This is a genomic window from Bartonella raoultii, assembly GCF_019659805.1.
Lineage (GTDB): Bacteria > Pseudomonadota > Alphaproteobacteria > Rhizobiales > Rhizobiaceae > Bartonella > Bartonella raoultii.
The window spans coordinates 96,137-115,426 of record NZ_JAIFRO010000006.1 but is presented as its reverse complement, the minus strand read 5'-3'; the positions used below and the strand labels follow the sequence as shown (position 1 = coordinate 115,426).

Here is a 19,290-nt window from a genome sequence, read left to right as displayed (position 1 = left end):
CTAACGTTTTTCCCTTCCTACTTTGCCAATATTACGCAAAGCTACTACTTCACGGAACCATTGTTTAAATGGTCGTGCTGGACTTCCTCCCCATTTTTCACCATCCGGAATATTGTTCATAACACCACTACCAGCAGCAATCTGAACACATTTACCTATGACAATATGATCCGATATCCCAACGCTTCCGCCAAGCTGAGACATATCACCTATGGATACACTTCCAGCAATTCCACATTGAGCGGCAATAAGGCAATAGCGACCAATCTTCACATTATGGGCAATCTGTACTAGATTATCAATTTTGCTCCCTTCACCAATAATAGTGTCCTCCAGTGTTCCACGATCAATTGTTGTATTTGCACCGATCTCTACATCATCTTCTATAATAACACGGCCAAGTTGAGGTATTTTTTCAATTCCAGACATACTAGCAACATAACCAAAACCATCTTGCCCAATGCAAACACCAGGATAAAGTTGTACTCTATCACCTATTAAAGAACACTGAATTGTTGCCTTTGGAGCAATATAGCAATCACGTCCAATACAACAATTTTCACCGATCACAGCAGTGGATGAAATAAGAGTCCCTGCACCAATTTCAACATTTTTACCAACAACAGCTCCTGCTTCAATACACACATCATGTGCAAATTTAGCACTTGGATGAATATGCGCATGTGGTGAAATTTCTTTCTTTCCCAACCAAGGCATTGGCTTAACGGAATCAGGAAATAAAATACGACCAATCTGAGCAAAAGCACGCTGCGGTGTAGATGTTACCAAAATTGCCATGGATTCAGGAACTTTAAAAACTATTTCATTCGTACAAAAAACGGCAACAGCAGAACTCCCTAACAGAGCATCAGAAAACTTTTTATGCTCCACAAAAACAAGAGATCCTTCCTTGGCATTCTTAAGTGAAGAAAGAGCATTTATCTCTGTATTAGATAATTCTGGATTAAGAAGTTTTGCACCTGTTAACTCTGCAACATTTGCAACTGTCAATCGCCGAGACGGCGTAAAAAAAAATGTACCCGCCATCAAAACACTTTCTCTTCTATCCTACCTCATTCTCTCCAACAATTTTTTCCTTTTCAAGAAAATTTAAATCAGAATTTTGTAGAAATTCCAAAATTCAATTGCTGTAAGCGATCACCTTCCTGCTTTTTAATTGGCCAAGCATAATCAAAACGCAATGGACCAAATGGTGAATCCCACATTAAACTCACACCTGCAGCAGAGCGCCAAGCGATTTTGGTGTTTGTAACAGCTGCTTCATCCTGAAATGTAGGTTTATAATTATTGCCATAAAGCGTTGCAATATCTGCAAATACAGCACCACGAAATCCTAATCCTTCAGGAACAACAGGTATAGGAAATTGAACTTCAGCAGTCGCATTCATATATGTTGTTCCCCCTAAGAAATAAACCTCACCTTTATTGGAAACCTGACGTGGACCAATTCCATTATATTTAAATCCTCGAATCATATCAGAATTCGCTTTAAACATATCGAAAATGCGAACACCATCTCGACCTATTTCATGAATATAACCACCACCAAAAGAAACTAAACCGACAAGGTCCATCCGTTCAGAAAGAGTCTTGTACATCATCGCTTTACCTGTCGTCTTCAAGAACTTCGCACTCCCGCCAAGCCCTGCATACTCCTGAAGTATATGCGCGTACCACCCATCATGTGGACTTCTCATATCGTCAATCGTATTATAGGTCAAACCATAACTAAGTGATGAACGTTTCCAAGGGCTTTGTTGTGCTGCTTGAACAATTGCACCAGAATATTTTCCATAAACTTCCCTTATGTCATCTTCTTTGCTTAAGTCATACTCTCCACCAAAATCATATTCTTCTTGCACATAAGAATAAGCTAAATTAGCAGATAATCGGTCATTAATAGGCATTCCGAATCGGAGTGATCCACCTGTCTGACGTACATCATATGCCTTATCAGCACGGTAAGTACTACGAAAAATATCTATCCCCGCAGATAAACGATAACCCAAAAAATAAGGATCAACAAAAGATAAATTGTAATTACGCGATTTTTCTTGCCCAGCCCCTAAGCCCAAACGAACATACTGACCACGCCCTCCAAGGTTACGCTCAGTAACAGACATTTCAAGTGACATACCAGGACTTGTACCACCAGTTGTATATCCTCCAGATAAAGAAAGATCGCCTGTTGGGGCTTCAACCACATCGATGATTAATGTTACCTGATCAGGCTGATCCGTCGGAACCATTGAGATATTAACAGCTTTGAAAAAACCTAAGCTTTCTAAACGACGTTTTGCCCGCTGTACTAAGGTTTGATTATAAGCATCCCCTTCATTTAAATCAATCTCACGACGAATAACATAATCACGGGTCTTTTCATTTCCTCGTATTTCAATACGTTGAACATAAGCCCGCGGACCTTGTTCAATGTTATATAAAATTGAAATGGTATGATTTGCTAAATTACGATTTCCTCGAGGCTCAACTTTAGCAAAAGCGTATCCTAAATCAGCTACTTTATTATTAATAATTAAAACAGATTCTTCAATATCCTCTGCACTATAAATATCACCTGATTGGGTTTTAAGCAGCTTTTTCATAGATTGAGCATTGACCCCATCGACATCGCTTTCAACCTGCACATCACTAATTTTATAACGCACCCCCTCATCAAGAATGAAAGAAATTTTATATGTATTACTTGCTACATCAAACACCGCTTTAGAGGAAAGAACACGAAAATCTGCATAACCATGATTATAATAAAAGCGACGAAGAGCTTCTTCATCTGCTGCTAAACGTTCCTCACTATAAACATCACCTCCTAATAATAACGAAAATATTCCTGAAGGTTTTGTTGAAATGACATCACGCAGACGACGGCTCCCAAAAGCATTATTCCCCTTAAAAGTAACGCTGCTAATCTTTGTTTTGCGGCCTTCAGCAATATTAAAGACCACATTTACACGCCCTTTACCAAGATTAATAGTTTGGACCGTAACAGTAACATTATTACGACCAAGCGTCTTATAAGCTTCACGAATCATCTTAATATCTGCGGAAAGTTTAGAAGAATTAAAAGGCTCGTTCGGTTTTAAAGAAATAACTCTTTTAAAATCAGGATCTTTAATAGACTTATTGCCTTGAAACAAAACTTGATTGACAACTTCATATTCTTTCACAAGTACAATCAACCTATCACCGACTTGATTTATTTTCACATCATAAAATAAACCTAATCCGAAAAGCCGCTTCACCGCAACATCTATATCACCACTGGAAAAACTTTTTCCTGTTTTAATGCCCATATTGTCTCTAATTGCCTCAGCACTTACAAACTTATTGCCACGAACCTCGATAGAACGGACAACAGATGCCTGAACTTCTCCAGCCATCATAACTGATACCAAGGCTGTTGTTGGAGCTATCATCCCCATACCCAACACCAACGCAGATGCTGCATTTAAAAATTTCGAATTTGTAGTCATTGGCTTTTTTTACCTTACTCTTATTCCCTGGACACAATGTCTCAAAAAACTAAATGCCATAACACTTATCCACAGCGAGACTTTACACCCCTTAATTACTCATTATAACGTACAATGCCACAACATTTTGTGGACATGGTAAACGACCTCCAATGTTATATTTTCCACTATTACCTAATTTATAAAATGTTTTCCATAATTTAATTGGCTAAACCAACAGAAATAATCATTAAAGAACACAAAAACCATAAATAGCAGAACAAAAAACAAACCTAAGCGAAAAATAATTACCTGAATTTTAGATGATATAGGCTTCCTTGCAAAGACCTCAATGACATGAAATAATAAATGCCCGCCATCAAGTGGTGGAATCGGAAAAAGATTAATTAATCCAACATTAATCGAAAGAAAAGCTATAAGATTTAATAAAGAGACAAAGCCTGTTTCACTCACTTTCCAAGCAATTTGAACAGTTTTAGAAGGGCCACTTATTTGACAATGATCTTCTTTTCCCGCTATTAAACGACCAATAAAAAAAACTGTTTGAGTAACAATAAATGTAATGCGCCTTGATGCTTCCTCTATAGCTTTTACAAAACCATAACGCATATGTTTTACATAGGATGGGTCTAAACGCATAGAATTCTCTGGATCAATAGGAACACCTACACCTATCATTCCACTACGAACACGATTACCAAATCCATCATCTCGCTCAATCACTTGCGGTATAATCACTGTCGTAAATTCTTGTCCTCTGCGTTCCATTTTAAACTCTATAGGATCTCCCCCATGTAAAGTTACATATTCCATTAAATCTTCAAAACTTACAACACGACGACCATCCATTTCAATAAAACGATCCCCTAATTCTAAACCTGATTGAATAGCAGGAGCATCTTTTACCAAAGAGCCAATAACCGGATCAATGACTACACGGCCATAAGTAAAGAAAAAAAATGTTAAAATAATAAAGGTAAAAAGAATATTGAATAAAGGACCCGAAAAAACAGTTGCTGCTCTTTTCCACGCATGTGCACTAGCGTATGAACCATCACCTGTTGAAGATGATTGGAATGACGATATATCCTCTCCATCCCCTCTAAACTTTACATATCCCCCTAAGGGAATAAGTGCTAAACGCCACTGCGTACCATGCTTATCTGTATATCCCACTATTTGTGGTCCAAATCCAAGTGAAAAAACAGATGCCTTAATACCACACCACCGCCCAATGAGATAATGCCCTATTTCATGTACAAAAATAATAACCAGAACGGCAAAAAAAATACCGAAAACTCTTAAAAGTAAGTTGCCAGCAATTATATGGTTTAAAAGCTCCAAAATATCTTCTCCCCATTAAACCATGTAAAAAAGATTAAAAGGTGTATCCATATCAAACATAAACGAACCAATTAAATAAAGAACAAAACCAGCCCCTACTAACCCATCCATACGATCCATAAAACCACCATGTCCAGGCAATAAAGAGCTAGAATCTTTAACAGAGAATTTCCTCTTAAACCATGATTGTCCCAAATCGCTTATTTGTGAAACAATTGATAAAGTAAGAGCAAGTAATGGTATGAAAAAAGTTACTGAATTTATGCCAAAAAAACAAAAAGCAATCAATACACCACCAGCAACTCCAGTAAATGTACCACCAAGCGCCCCAGACCATGTCTTATTAGGAGAAAACTGTGGTGCTAATTTAGGACCGCCAAATGCACGCCCGGTGAAATAGCCAGCGATATCTGTTCCCCATACTATTATAAATAAGAAAATAATAACTCTAAATCCTAATGCATCATGACCTCTTAAAAAGGATAAAGCTACAACTGGAAAAGATGCATATAAAAAACCAAAAAAAACCCACACAGTTTTTTTCAGAGGCCCAATAGCCAAAAATGCTGCCAAAACTATCAAAATATAAAAAATCAACGAAGCAGAAATATTCAATACCAAAAAAGCACTCAAAACTAAATAAAAAATACTCGCTAATATTTTCTGTGAAATATGCCACTTCTCTTTTGTGATAGTAATCCACTCATAAAGAACGAAACCACCAATACTCCATACAAATAAAGAAAAGTAAATTCCTCCACACCATGTCAAGTACAAAGCAATACTGCCCAAAACAAAAGCTGTTAAGATACGATAAACAAGATTAGACAAAATAACATCCAAACAATAAAATTGAAAGCACAGACATAAAAAATACTGCTCGCAAAATACTCTGCTATATAGTATTTATTATATTCATATTTTTACAAACCTTCCTTATAATTTATCATAAATTCTCCAACATACAAAATTTATGTTTATTTGGTAAAAACGATTTTAAAAGCTTATATATCAAACTCAAATCCACAACATGTTGACCACTATTGTATTAATTGTAAAAATAAAAAAGCTGTTATTTACTTCATCAAAATTATACAATCTTAATCTACTATTCTTTCATATGAAAACATTACTTACAAAACTATACTATTAGCCATTTTCTTAAAAGGTGAAAGATAACCACATATACAAAATAATGCGTGGTTTTCTTTATTTTACTAAATCTATTTAATACATAGTATGAATAAGATTAAGGAGCATTGTTCTTTACTTTAAATTCCCCTTTAAATATATTTTGTAAAATATTTCTACCTTTTATTCTATAATAAAGATATATCACGATTTAATGCGATAAATATATCGTTTTGTATTTTATACATTATACACCACTTCTTCTTACCCATAAAGAAGATATGCAGAACACAGGATAATACTTATCGAGTAAAAAATTGTCTTAAACATGCATAATTTCAGATTCTTTCACAGCTAAAATCCTATCAATATCAGCAATCGTTTCATTTGTAAGTTTTTGAACTTTTTCAGATAAGCTATGTGCTTCATCCTGTCCAATTTCACCCTCTTTTTCTAACTTTTTCAAATTATCCATGCCATCTCGACGAACATGACGTGTTGCAACTCGCGCTTGCTCTGCATATTGATGTGCAATTTTTACAAGTTCTTTACGACGTTCTTCATTCAATTCAGGTAAGGGAATACGTAAATTAACACCATCTGTGATAGGATTTAAACCAAGACTAGAATCACGAATAGCACGCTCTACAGCTCCTACCATCGCCTTATCCCATACAGAAACTGAAAGCATTCGTGATTCCGGTACAGAAATATTAGCAACCTGATTGATAGGTACTACAGAACCATAAGCTTCAACTGTCAGCGGTTCTAATAAACTGGCTGAAGCGCGTCCCGTTCGCAAACCACCCAATTCATGTTTAAAAGCTGAGACAGCACCATCCATACGACGCTTTAAATCATCCATAACTGATGTAATATTCATATTTTGTCTCCTTCAATTACATCTTGAAGATTACCTTTATTCTGATACAATTGTAAATCGTCCAGTTCCATTCAAAACCTTAGCTAAACCACCTTTTTCATGAATAGAATATACAATAATAGGTACATTATTTTCGCGAGCTAAAGTGACTGCTGTTGTGTCCATAACAGATAACCCCCATTGCAAAATTTCAATATGTGTCAATTGATCAAAACGCTTCGCTTTAGGATCTATCTTTGGATCTGCAGAATAAATACCATCTACCTGCGTTCCTTTTACAAGAACATCTGCACCAATTTCCGCTGCACGTAGAGTAGCAGCAGAATCCGTCGTAAAAAATGGATTTCCCGTACCACCAGCAAAAATAACTACTTTTCCTTGATTCATATAACTTATCGCTTTACGTTGCGAAAAACTCTCACAAATTTGAGGCATAGCAATCGCAGACAAGACAACTGTTTCAACCCCTAATTTTGTCAAGGATGTTCGTAAAGCCAAAGAATTAATAGCCGTTGCAAGCATTCCCATATGATCACCTGTTACACGATCTCCACCATGTGAAGCAACAGCAACACCACGAAAAATATTGCCACCACCTATAACTATAGCAACTTCTACTCCTATTGCCCGCACTTCAGCAATATCAGCAGCGATACGATCTGCAACAGAAACATCTATTCCAAAGCTTTGCCCTCCCATAAGAGCTTCGCCAGAAACTTTTAAAAGAATACGTTTATACTGAAGTGCTAATGCCATTGATAATCTCCCCAAAAGCACATTTATTTTTTGCTTTTGACATCACTAAGGGCACCACCTTATTATGTGACGCCCTCTCAATAATTACATTTCCCTGTACCATTGATTATGAAATCGATTATATGATTCCAAATTTCTCAACAACAAGCAAAAATAGCTATCCTTTAGCAGCCGCAGCAACCTCTGCTGCAAAATCAGACTCTTCTTTTTCCACACCTTCACCAAGTGCAAAACGAATAAAACCTGTAATTTTTGCTGGTGCACCAATAGATTTTTCAGCATCCTTTAAAGCTGCTTCAACAGTAATATCAGGATTCATAACAAAAGCTTGAGAAAGCAAAACAACCTCCTCAAAAAACTTACGCATACGTCCTTCTACCATTTTCTCAATAATATTCTCAGGCTTGCCCGATTGACGAGCTTGATCCGAAAAAATTGCCTTTTCACGCTCTACAGCACCAGCATCAACATCTTCTGCTGTAAGTGCTAATGGGTTGGTTGCAGCAACATGCATTGCAACTTGCCGACCAAAAGCCGCAGCAGCCTCTTTATTTCCAGTTGTTTCAATAGCAATCAAAACACCAAGTTTTCCAAGCCCTTCTGCCACACTGTTGTGTATATAAGTCGCCACAACACCATCTTTAACAGATAATTTAGCAGAACGACGAAATGTCATATTTTCCCCAATCGTCCCAATAGCATCTTTAATGATTGCCTCAACGGTCTTTTCAGAATCAGGGTAAAAAGAAGCAGCAACGGAATGTACATCACCATTCGTATTCAAAGCTGCTCTTGCTACATTCCGCACAATGTCTTGGAATACTTCATTACGTGCGACAAAATCTGTTTCAGAATTCACCTCAACCAAAACTGCGCTTGTATCTTTTGATGTAACGCCTATTAAGCCCTCAGCAGCCATACGACCAGCCTTTTTATCTGCTTTAGCTATCCCTTTTTTACGAAGCCAATCAACAGCAGCCTCCATATTACCATTGGTATCTGCCAGAGCTGCTTTACAATCCATCATACCAGCGCCTGACAATTCTCGAAGTTCTTTTACTTGTGCAGCAGTAATGCTCATATTTTCCTCTTTGTTTTACAACGGTGAAGGCGTACAAAAAAACATGCACGCTTATAACCTCTTCTTTAGAAAATAAGTACCCTTATAGGCATTTAAAATATTACTCAGAAACAGAAGCCACATTTTCTAAAACGGGCTCTACAGGTGTATCAGCTTGTGCTCCTAAATCAACACCCATTGCACCTTGTTGACGTGCAATACCATCAAGCGCTGCACGAGCAAAAAGATCACAATAAAGAGAAATTGCACGTGAAGCATCATCATTACCAGGAATCGGATACGTGACGTTATCAGGATCACAATTGGTATCAATAATAGCAATAACTGGAATACCTAAACGCTTTGCTTCTTGGAGTGCAATATTTTCTTTATTTGTATCAATGATAAATATAAGATCTGGTATAGATCCCATATCTTTAATACCACCAAGCGCTCGATTAAGCTTTTCACGATCACGCTCAAGATTTAAACGTTCTTTTTTAGTAAAACCTTGCGCTTCAGCTGCAAGAGTTTTATCAAGCTTACGCAAACGATGTATCGAATTAGAAATCGTTTTCCAATTTGTTAGCATACCTCCAAGCCAACGTGCATTCACATAATATTGCGCTGAACGATTCGCAGCATCAGCAATAATGTCAGACGCCTGCCGTTTAGTACCCACAAAGAGAATACGTCCACCACGCGCAACAGTATCTGAAACAAGTTTAAGCGCTTGGTGTAAAAGAGGAACAGTCTGAGCAAGATCAATAATATGAATATTATTACGTTGCCCATAAATGTAGGGAGTCATCTTTGGATTCCAACGGTGTGTCTGGTGACCAAAGTGTACACCCGCTTCTAAAAGCTGCTGCATAGTAAAATCTGGTAGTGACATAATTTATCCTTTCCGGTTTAACCTCCGCGGAATAAGCAGGTAAACCTACTACCGGCGGATGCTCACTCATTGTTGTCGCAAACACCCAAAATCCGCGTGTGGAATAGCGTAAACATACTAATATTTGATTCTTTTTCAAGTTATTTTCTGCTTATTTTCTGCAATCATTTAATGTTTGCATTGTTCAAAACTCTTTCCAACGTTGAGAAATTCAAGAGTGTTCAATTTTGCACGTACTGAAAAAGTACCATAATCTATATGAATATCGCGCATAACACCATTCTCATATAAAAGAAAACTGATACTATAAACTGGTAAACCATCTTTCTTTTCTGCATCATCAAAGTAAGAAATTGTAATGGGCCAATATTCTTCTTCATTCAATTTTCCGATTTTTTCTGTTTCAGCATCAGAAAGATTTATTCTTTTTTCCCCAATGACGACACTTTCTTTTATGACTTTATCTGCTTTATCTGTCCCATCAAATACAGTAACATGGTAAAAATGATCTCCTATTTTTGCACGCCGAATAATATTTTTCAGTTGCATTATTGGAAACTCAGCCATTGCAAGCTTATACTCTTTTTCTTTTGGTTTTTTTAGTTTTACTATAATACCGTCTTGCACACGTTCAGCTACCCCTTCAGCACGATGTGCTATCTCTTGTCCAATTTGATCTGTAACATTAAAATGAAATGTACGGCTATCACCCGTTTCATAACTGGTTGTCTGTTGATCAGTTAACCGCATGGGCATATCTTCAGTTTGAATACGGCTGATAAAACGAAAACGTGTCGTATATCCCTGACATACCGAACCGGTGAGCTCATAAACCATCCGCCCAGACATCCCAGAAATTGTCATATCATGAGAAACACTATCAAGCTGAAAGTCATAAATCGCCCGATGAGGAGCAATAAAAATAGACTCCTCAGCTCTTGCAGCACATAAAAGACCAACATATAAAATTATTATAAATAATAATCTGATCATTCCCAATTTCCAATTCTACCCCCGTTGCATAGCACCATACAACAAAGCAAAAAAGGCTAATTTCTCAATTAACCACACATTTCCTTATGTTTAAAAATAGTTTATGCAATAGAATTATATAGAAAGCTATGGAGTTTAAATTATGGTCGACCCAATTGAAAAACAACTACAAAAACTCGAAATCACTCTTCCTGAAGCAACACAACCTATTGCAAATTACGTAACTGTCTCACAAAGTGGCAATCAACTCTTTGTATCTGGACAACTTCCGCTTATCAACGGAACCCCCATAGTAACTGGTAAAGTTGGTGCAACCGTTAGCACCGAACAAGCAAAAAAAGCAGCTGAAATCTGCGCACTTAATATTCTTGCCCAAATCAAAGAAACCCTTGGGGACTTAAAGAGAATAAAACACATCATAAAGATCACAGCTTTTGTTGCAGTAGATCCTTATTTTACCGATATTCCCCTTGTTGCCAATGGAGCTTCAGATTTACTTGTCAATATTTTCGGCGAAGCTGGAAAACATGCGCGTTCTGCCATTGGTGTTACTTCTCTTCCCCTGAACGTTCCAGTGGAAATAGAAGCTATTGTAGAAATCTAAACCTTCATCAATAATAACTACGTATCTAACTTCTAAAGATGACAACTGAATGCAAAAAACTTTTTGTTTCACATTCTATCACCCTTTGTATTTTCTGTTTAAAATTTAAATTTTGAACCCCCATAAAAGGAAACATTATCATGAAGCAACTCTATGATGACAATAATATTTTTGCTAAATTGATTCGCAATGAAATCCCTTCTGTTCGTGTTTATGAAGATGATGATGTCATTGCATTTATGGATATCATGCCACAAGCACCAGGACACACGCTGGTTATCCCGCGAAAAGGCTCTCGGAATCTTTTAGATGCAAATCCTGAAACATTATGTTCAGTTATCAAAGCTGTCCAAAAAATTGCCAATGCTGTAAAAAAAGCTTTTCAAGCAGATGGTATAACAATCATGCAATTTAATGAAGCAGCCAGTCAACAAACCGTATATCATCTTCACTTTCATATCATACCACGTATGGAAGGAGTAGAGCTTACACGCCATAACAATGTTATAACACCTGCCAATATACTTGAAGAGAACGCAGAAAAAATTCGTGCCGCCCTTTAAAATACTTTCAAGTTGTTGAGCTTTTCTTTCCGACACGTTTTTTTGAAAAATGTGTCGTTTTACTTTTTTTTGAACTAACAGACATATTAGAAGATGAAACTTTTAGCTGTAACCTTTCTTTTTCCCCATTGAGCTTTGATGTTGATACGTAAACCATGCCGCCATTACGTAACTTTCCAAATAGAATTTCATCAGCTAATGGTTTCTTAATATATTCTTGTATAACACGACCTAACGGACGTGCTCCCATCTGGGAATCATATCCTTTATTGGCAAGCCAAGCCATCGCAGTAGGACTTAATTCAAAACAAATTTTCCGATCAGCAAGTTGTACTTCAAGCTGAAAAATAAATTTCTGTATAATATGGTGAATGCTTAACTGAGATAACGGTGCAAACGGAATGATAGCATCTAACCGATTACGAAACTCTGGTGTAAAGATTCGATTGATCGCTTCTACGTCATCACCATCACGATGCACTTTACCAAACCCTATAGCTGGCTTTGCCATATCTGAAGCACCAGCATTGGTTGTCATAATTAAAATAATATTTCGAAAATCAACTTTTTTACCGTTATGATCTGTTAACTTTCCATAATCCATAACTTGTAATAAAATATTAAATAACTCTGGATGTGCTTTCTCAATCTCATCTAGCAATAAAATGGCATGAGGACTCTGATCAACCGCATCTGTAAGAAGCCCTCCTTGATCAAATCCTATATAACCTGGAGGAGCCCCAATTAAGCGCGATACTGTATGCCGCTCCATATATTCTGACATATCAAAACGCAAAAGTTTAACACCTAAAGAGGAGGCAAGCTGTTTTGCAACTTCCGTTTTTCCTACACCTGTGGGGCCTGAAAATAAATAATTTCCTATTGGTTTATCTGATTCTCGTAATCCTGCTCGCGCCAATTTAATGGATGATACCAATGCTGCAATTGCTTGATCTTGTCCATAAACAACATGCTTGAGTTCTCTTTCAAGTTTGCTAAGCACTTTTTGATCATTTCTAGAAACTGTTTTGGGTGGAATCCTTGCCATAGTCGCAACAGTCGCTTCAATTTCTTTAACACCTATACTTTTTTTTCGTTGTTTTTTTGGCAAAAGCTTTTGTGCTGCTCCACTTTCATCAACAACATCAATTGCTTTATCAGGTAATCGACGATCAATCATATAACGTGAGGATAATTCTACAGATGCTTTCATGGCCTCATCGGTATATTTAATTTGATGAAAAGTCTCAAAGTAAGGCTTCAATCCCTGTAAAATTTGAATTGCATCGGTAATGGAAGGCTCATTAATATCAATTTTTTGAAAACGGCGCTCTAAAGCCCTATCTTGTTCAAAAACTTTACGATATTCTCTATAAGTTGTCGAACCAATACATCGAATAGTTCCGGAGGATAATGCAGGTTTCAAAAGATTTGCCGCATCCATATTGCTCCCCAATGTAGCCCCTGCCCCGATCAATGTATGAATTTCATCAATAAATAAAATGGCATTTGGATACTGTTCAAATTCTTTAATAATTTGCTTTAGCCGTTCTTCAAAGTCACCACGATAGCGTGTACCGGCAACAAGCCCCCCCATATCAAGAGAAAATATCGTTACATTTGATAACACTTCAGGTACTTGCCCATCAACAATACGTTTTGCCAACCCTTCAATGATCGCAGTTTTTCCAACTCCAGGATCTCCAACTAACAGTGGATTATTTTTTGATCTTCGGCATAAAACTTGAATCATGCGTGAAACTTCTTTTTCACGACCAATTAATAAATCAATTTTTCCATTGCGCGCTTTACAGTTAAGGTCAACACAATAAGCAGTCAGTGCACTAATTATCTTTTCACCATGATCCGAAACTTGCTGATCTAATTGCTCTTCCAGCCCCTCAAGCAACATAGATAATCCATCATCATGTGTGATACCATGTGAAATAAAACGTACAGCATCATAGCGTGTCATTCCCATCTCTTGAAGAAAATAGGCCGCATGACTTTCTCGTTCAGAAAAAATCGCAACAAGAACATTTGCTCCAGAAACCTCGTCTTTTCCAGCTGATTGGGCATGAATGACAGCACGTTGGATAACCCGCTGAAAAAATGTCGTCGGTTTTGTATCCTCATTCGTTTTAATTTGTGCATCTAATTCTGACTGGATATAATTTGTTAAACGTTCTCGTAACTCTTCTACATCTACTTGACAAGCGCGAATAACTGAATTTGCATCCACATCATCTAATAGAGCAAGAAGCAGATGTTCTAATGTTGCATATTCATGCCGTTCTTGAGTAGCAATCGTTAAAGCGCGATGCAACACTTCTTCCAAACTAGGTGTAAAAGATGGCATAATCCCTCACTTCCATTCCATTACACATTGTAACGGATGTTCATTTTGATGTGCGCATTCCCTCACTTGCATTACTTTCATTTCAGCAACTTCATAACTATAAATTCCACATTCTCCTACCCCAACATGATGAATATTTAACATAATACGCGTTGCTTCTCCGAAACTTTTTTTAAAAAAACTCTGCAAAACAAAAACAACGAAATCCATCGGTGTATAATCATCATTAAGTAAAAATACGCGATAAAGCTTAGGCTTGCGCAATTTGGAACTCATTTTAGGTATTATAGTAGAGTTATATCTCTTTTCATCCCAATTATTGCCCTTTTTATTGTGCATAATAGGGACTATGGGGTTTATTGTGAGCTTCTGTACCATCATCGTTTCCTGTGCAGCACATTCTTTGTTAATCTTAAGTTCTTTTGTAACTATTACAATACCAGTTTGTATAAAAAAGAAGAAAACTTTTTTATATGGTTAGATTAGGTCAAATATGAAAAACCACAAAATAATTTCTGTAAACAAATTAGTAATATCATTAATCTAAATTATATTCATAAGCTTTAGAACAAAGGAGCTTTACAGTATTTAAAAGGCTAATGGAGAAATAGGATACTGCAAGTGTATATTAACTGCTTTAAAATTATACGTTTTTATAAAAAGATAGCAATTTCTTTTGTTGTTTTATCCCTTTCTTATGCTTCCTCTTGGGCATCTACTACTCCTCAAGAAGCATATCCTGATAAGTATGCTGCTATTGTTATAGATGCAAATACAGGAAAAACTTTATTCCAAGCCAATGCATCACTAAAACGTTATCCTGCTTCTTTGACAAAAATGATGACTCTATTCATACTTTTTGAAGCGATGAATATGCGTCGTGTGACACCAAATACACCAATTCCTGTCTCACATTATGCTGCAACACGTCCCCCAACAAAAATTGGCTTTAAAGCTGGCCAAACAATTTCTGTAGAAGCAGCAGCTAAAGCGCTTATTACAAGATCAGCCAATGATGTTGCAAGTGCCATTGCTGAATATCTTGGTGGAAATGAAAAAAAATTTGCGCGAATAATGACAGCTAAAGCTCGTAAACTTGGTATGTTACATACACATTTTGCAAATGCTTCAGGACTTCCAGATGTACATAATTATTCCACTGCACGAGATATGGCTATTTTAGCATTAGCTCTGCGTAAACATTTTCCAAAACAGTACAAACTATTCAAAATAAAAAGTTTTATTTTCCACGGACATACTATTAATAGCCATAATAAACTCGTTAAAATTATGAAAGGCGTTGATGGAATTAAAACAGGCTATACACAAATGTCCGGCTCGAATTTAGCAACCTCCATGCGCCTTGAAGGACGCTCTATTGTTGCTGTTGTTATGGGAGGCAAATCAGCTACCGCACGTGATCAACATATGACAAAATTATTAAACAAATATTTGCCACAAGCGAGCCGTATGAAGAGTCATGAACATTTAATAGCCTCTGCACACTACAGCTTACCTACTGGTGCTAATATTCCCATACCAGCCGTTAAAGCAGATCCAACCGATTTTGATGATGAAATTTCTACTATGTTAACAGCATTTGCAGAAGAACCCAGAGATTCCAATACAGCAATAGCTGCTGTCAACCAAGCGATTATACCAATCCCAAATCCCCAAAAAGATATCTCTGTTCAAACAAATAAAATTCTTACAGCCTCTCTCTCTACAAATACCCAATGGGCCGTTCAAATTGGCTCTCTTCCCAGTAAAGAACAGGCAAAAACTCTTCTTTTAAAAGCAAAGAATACAGCATATTCTTCTTTAAAACATGCCTCTTCACATATGCAACTATTTGAAAAAAGTGGACGCCGTTATTATCGTGCACGCTTTATAGGTTTTCAATCAAAAAAAGCTGCATTCAATGCTTGTTCCACATTAAAGAAAGCAAATTTTAACTGCTATACTGTAGCTTATTAAAAGTTTTTGAATTTTGCGTTAGGATAGTATCATGACAGATAATGCTCTTGCTTCATCTCCTGAAAAAGAAAAATTATTGAAGCAGTTACCCCTCCTCTCACTGCGTTCTTTTCATGATTCTACGGCAAAACTTGCAAACTTAAAATATACTCCTGCGACTTTAGATACCCAATCTCTTGTCAATCTTTTGATTTGCCAAACAACACGAAATCGCCGTCTTCTTATGCCTCCTGTGCGTATTCATTTACGCGTTGCAAGCCAAACCGGTAATGTACCTATTAAAATTCGTCTTGGTGCAACAAATGTCTAATTTTACAAAAATTCTTCTGCGAGTAAAAATATTTATATATTGCCTATAAAACTTTGAAAACTCAATAATAAGTATACATTTTTCTTAAATCTATAAGAATGGTAGTATAACTTTTTATTTAAATTCTTCAATAAATGTCTTTAGCTGTTCTTTTCAAGATACCGTAAATTGTGTATATTATCTCGTTTTGATGATCACATACCCAAGATTGTTATTAGTAACAATTCATAATAATAAATGTGCTTTATCATATATATACTTCCCCTCTTAAATATAAGCGTAAGTAATCTTGTGAAGAAAATCTTCGTCGCTTTCCCCCTTAAACAACAAAAGCATTATACAAAATTGCTTAAATCTTTTTTCTAAAATTATATTTTAAAAATACACAAAATAATTTGAACATATAAATCCTCATCGATAAATACCCCGTAAAGAATTTATCCAGATGAAACATTTTTGTACATTAACAAGATATTGCATTAACTGCTAAACCACCTTGACTTGTTTCCTTATAGCGTTCACTCATATCTTGTCCTGTTTGGCGCATTGTTTCTATACAAGCATCAAGAGAAACAAAATGATCTCCATTACCATACAGAGCAAGAGAAGAAGCCGTTACAGCCTTAACTGCTCCCATTGCATTACGCTCAATACAAGGGACTTGTACAAGACCAGCAACTGGATCACAGGTCATTCCCAAATGGTGCTCAAGTGCAATCTCTGCTGCATTCTCAATTTGAGCCGGTGTCCCCCCTAATGCTGCGGTTAATCCCGCTGCTGCCATTGAAGATGCTGCTCCAACTTCACCTTGACAACCAACTTCTGCGCCAGAAATAGAAGCATTATGTTTAATAACACCACCGATAGCTGCTGCCGTTAATAAAAAATTATGTATTCCTTCTCGATCTGAAGCATCATTAAACTGAAGATAGTAACGCAAAACTGCCGGCACAACACCAGCTGCACCATTTGTTGGTGCTGTAACAACACGACCACCGGCTGCATTCTCCTCATTAACAGCCATAGCATATACAGAAAGCCAATCATTTGCTAAAAGTGGATAATTATGATTTTTCTTTCGATTTTCTAAAAGGGTTTCATGTAGCTTTTTGGCACGCCTCAAAACATGCAACCCACCTGGCAACACACCTTCTTGTGAAAGTCCCCTATCAATACAACTTGTCATAGCTGAAAAAATTTTATCAAGCCCCCTATCAAGAACAGAACGTTCCATCTTAGTTTCTTCATTTATACGCTTCATTTCAGCAATGGAAAGTCCTGATTTTTTTGCCATTGATAACATTTCACGTGCGGAGTTAAAAGGATATGGAACCTTCTCCATTTCTGTTTCTGTCTTAGTATTCATCTGGCTTAATTCATCCTCAGTCACAACAAATCCCCCACCGATAGAATAATAAATCTGCCGCAACAAAATATTTTTATTGGCATCAAGCCCTTCAAATGCCAGCCCATTAGCATGTCCAGGGAGAACTTTCTTTCGCTCAAAGATAAGATCAGTTTTTGAATCAAACAGATAAGCAGGATGTCCCTTTGGTTGCACTTTTTTCTCACGTGTAACCTTTTCTAGTAAGGACTTCATACAATCAGGATCTATCGTAGAAGCCTCCTCTCCTAAAAGCCCTAACATAACCGCCTTATCTGTAGCATGTCCCACTCCTGTAAAAGCCAAAGAGCCATGAAGATAAACACGTATATGAGAAACTTCGCCAACAGATGACTGTGATTTTTTTTGTGCAAGAATCTCTTGCAAAAACATATTAGCAGCTGTCATTGGTCCCATTGTATGTGAACTAGAAGGACCAATACCAATTTTAAAAAGCTCAAAAACAGATAAAAACACGTACCACCTCAAAACTAATTATAGTTCGAGTATACACTTTTTATTGCTTTTGTCCTCTTTAAAATCAAACTGTAAGGTAAACCAAAAAAATGACAGAAATAAATACGAACGTCGCTCGTCTTGCTACCATCCAACACTTTCTTTCTATAGCGCTTTCCATAGGCAACCTTCATAAATTGATAATCATTTTTATTACTATTCCAAACGTAGTAAAATAAATGTTAACATGCAATATTAAAATGGAGATTCTCACTGAAGATTTTTATTTTAATACGCAAAAAACATAAAATTTATCCAATAACGAATATCCTATGGACAAGATGAAATAAAGCGTACAAAATTTTCAACGGATTCACGTTCCGTTTCAAAGTTGTTTTCTGGTGCTTTCACATCACGATAGCCAAGAGCCATTCCGCAAATAATATGCCGATCAGAAGGAACTGATAAAAGTGTACGTATTTGTTGGTGATAATCGGCAAAAGCAGCTTGAGGACATGTATCTAATCCAAACCCACGTGCTGCTAACATAATGGTCTGCATAAACATGCCTAAATCAAGCCAACTTCCTACTTCCATATCATTATCCATTGTGAATAAAAGCCCTACCGGCGCACCAAAAAATAAAAAATTGCGCGCTTGTTGATGAAGCATTTTTTCTTTATCACCTTTCTGAATTCCAAGACTTTTATAAAGATCCAAACCAACTTTTCTACGTCTTGAAAGATAAGGTTCACGCCACTGACGCGGATAATAATGATATTCACGCTCTCCTTTTACACCTGAAAGTACAAGTTGTGAAAGTTCTTGTCCTACCTTTTGTAACACACTACCCGTAAGAACAATCACTTGCCACGGCTGAATATTTGTCCCAGAAGGAGCACGAGCCGCAAGTTTTAAAATTTCTTTAATTGTTTCTTGTCTAACCGGTTGATCAGTAAAAGCGCGAATTGATTTTCGCGATAAAATAGATTGAAAAATATCATTAGGAGAAACTGTCATTTTTTACTTTCTCTTTCAAAGATGAATTTGGATATCATTATAT

General features: G+C 36.7%; 17 protein-coding genes. 4 read left to right on the top strand and 13 right to left on the bottom strand.

Annotation, left to right across the window (positions count from 1 at the left end):
- The 9 genes from lpxD to K3248_RS06595 all read right to left on the bottom strand — a co-directional run bounded on the left by lpxD (position 1) and on the right by K3248_RS06595 (position 10,574).
- Positions 1-1,047: a UDP-3-O-(3-hydroxymyristoyl)glucosamine N-acyltransferase gene (gene lpxD / locus K3248_RS06635; protein WP_220717603.1), complete on the bottom strand. Its 1,047-nt coding sequence runs from the start codon at positions 1,045-1,047 to the stop codon at positions 1-3.
- Between the two features lie 68 nt (positions 1,048-1,115).
- Entirely contained in the window at positions 1,116-3,512 is a 2,397-nt protein-coding gene (gene bamA / locus K3248_RS06630; RefSeq protein ID WP_220717602.1) for an outer membrane protein assembly factor BamA, read from the bottom strand.
- Positions 3,513-3,686: 174 nt separating this feature from the next.
- Entirely contained in the window at positions 3,687-4,856 is a 1,170-nt protein-coding gene (rseP, locus tag K3248_RS06625; protein ID WP_220717601.1) for an RIP metalloprotease RseP, read from the bottom strand.
- A gap of 15 nt (positions 4,857-4,871) precedes the next feature.
- Complete coding sequence (locus K3248_RS06620) at positions 4,872-5,687, bottom strand: phosphatidate cytidylyltransferase (protein WP_220717600.1); 816 nt, start codon at positions 5,685-5,687, stop codon at positions 4,872-4,874.
- Between the two features lie 622 nt (positions 5,688-6,309).
- Positions 6,310-6,870, bottom strand: coding sequence for a ribosome recycling factor (gene frr / locus K3248_RS06615; protein WP_220717599.1), 561 nt, complete (start codon positions 6,868-6,870; stop codon positions 6,310-6,312).
- Positions 6,871-6,906: 36 nt separating this feature from the next.
- Positions 6,907-7,626 carry a UMP kinase gene (pyrH, locus tag K3248_RS06610; protein WP_220717598.1) on the bottom strand — a complete coding sequence of 240 codons (720 nt, stop codon included), beginning with the start codon at positions 7,624-7,626 and terminating at the stop codon, positions 6,907-6,909.
- Between the two features lie 157 nt (positions 7,627-7,783).
- Positions 7,784-8,707 carry a translation elongation factor Ts gene (gene tsf, locus K3248_RS06605; protein WP_220717597.1) on the bottom strand — a complete coding sequence of 308 codons (924 nt, stop codon included), beginning with the start codon at positions 8,705-8,707 and terminating at the stop codon, positions 7,784-7,786.
- Between the two features lie 100 nt (positions 8,708-8,807).
- Positions 8,808-9,581 carry a 30S ribosomal protein S2 gene (rpsB, locus tag K3248_RS06600; protein ID WP_220717596.1) on the bottom strand — a complete coding sequence of 258 codons (774 nt, stop codon included), beginning with the start codon at positions 9,579-9,581 and terminating at the stop codon, positions 8,808-8,810.
- A 168-nt stretch (positions 9,582-9,749) separates the two neighbouring features.
- Positions 9,750-10,574 carry an EipB family protein gene (locus tag K3248_RS06595; RefSeq protein ID WP_220717595.1) on the bottom strand — a complete coding sequence of 275 codons (825 nt, stop codon included), beginning with the start codon at positions 10,572-10,574 and terminating at the stop codon, positions 9,750-9,752.
- A gap of 142 nt (positions 10,575-10,716) precedes the next feature.
- Here K3248_RS06595 and K3248_RS06590 point away from each other — a divergent pair, with 142 nt between their 5' ends.
- Both K3248_RS06590 and K3248_RS06585 read left to right on the top strand, forming a co-directional pair.
- On the top strand, positions 10,717-11,178 hold the full coding sequence (locus K3248_RS06590) for a RidA family protein (protein ID WP_220717594.1): 462 nt from the start codon (positions 10,717-10,719) through the stop codon (positions 11,176-11,178).
- A 140-nt stretch (positions 11,179-11,318) separates the two neighbouring features.
- Positions 11,319-11,741, top strand: coding sequence for an HIT family protein (locus tag K3248_RS06585; RefSeq protein ID WP_220717593.1), 423 nt, complete (start codon positions 11,319-11,321; stop codon positions 11,739-11,741).
- 7 nt (positions 11,742-11,748) lie between these two features.
- Here the strand turns inward: K3248_RS06585 and clpA are convergent, their stop codons facing one another.
- Together clpA and clpS are read right to left on the bottom strand one after the other, a co-directional pair.
- Positions 11,749-14,100: an ATP-dependent Clp protease ATP-binding subunit ClpA gene (clpA, locus tag K3248_RS06580; protein WP_220717592.1), complete on the bottom strand. Its 2,352-nt coding sequence runs from the start codon at positions 14,098-14,100 to the stop codon at positions 11,749-11,751.
- Positions 14,101-14,106: 6 nt separating this feature from the next.
- A complete protein-coding gene (gene clpS, locus K3248_RS06575) occupies positions 14,107-14,478 on the bottom strand; it encodes an ATP-dependent Clp protease adapter ClpS (protein WP_220717591.1) in 372 nt (123 codons plus the stop codon).
- A gap of 243 nt (positions 14,479-14,721) precedes the next feature.
- Here clpS and K3248_RS06570 point away from each other — a divergent pair, with 243 nt between their 5' ends.
- The gene (locus K3248_RS06570) at positions 14,722-16,077 is read left to right on the top strand and encodes an SPOR domain-containing protein (RefSeq protein WP_220717590.1); all 1,356 of its coding nucleotides are present in this window, start codon (positions 14,722-14,724) and stop codon (positions 16,075-16,077) included.
- 31 nt (positions 16,078-16,108) lie between these two features.
- Positions 16,109-16,387 (top strand): hypothetical protein, encoded by a 279-nt coding sequence (locus K3248_RS06565; RefSeq protein ID WP_220717589.1) that lies wholly within the window; start codon positions 16,109-16,111, stop codon positions 16,385-16,387.
- Between the two features lie 463 nt (positions 16,388-16,850).
- On the opposite strand, the gene K3248_RS06560 is transcribed toward K3248_RS06565, so the two are convergent.
- Together K3248_RS06560 and K3248_RS06555 are read right to left on the bottom strand one after the other, a co-directional pair.
- Entirely contained in the window at positions 16,851-18,248 is a 1,398-nt protein-coding gene (locus K3248_RS06560; RefSeq protein WP_220717588.1) for an L-serine ammonia-lyase, read from the bottom strand.
- Positions 18,249-18,557: 309 nt separating this feature from the next.
- Positions 18,558-19,247 carry a nitroreductase gene (locus K3248_RS06555; protein WP_220717587.1) on the bottom strand — a complete coding sequence of 230 codons (690 nt, stop codon included), beginning with the start codon at positions 19,245-19,247 and terminating at the stop codon, positions 18,558-18,560.
- Positions 19,248-19,290: the final 43 nt, after the last annotated feature.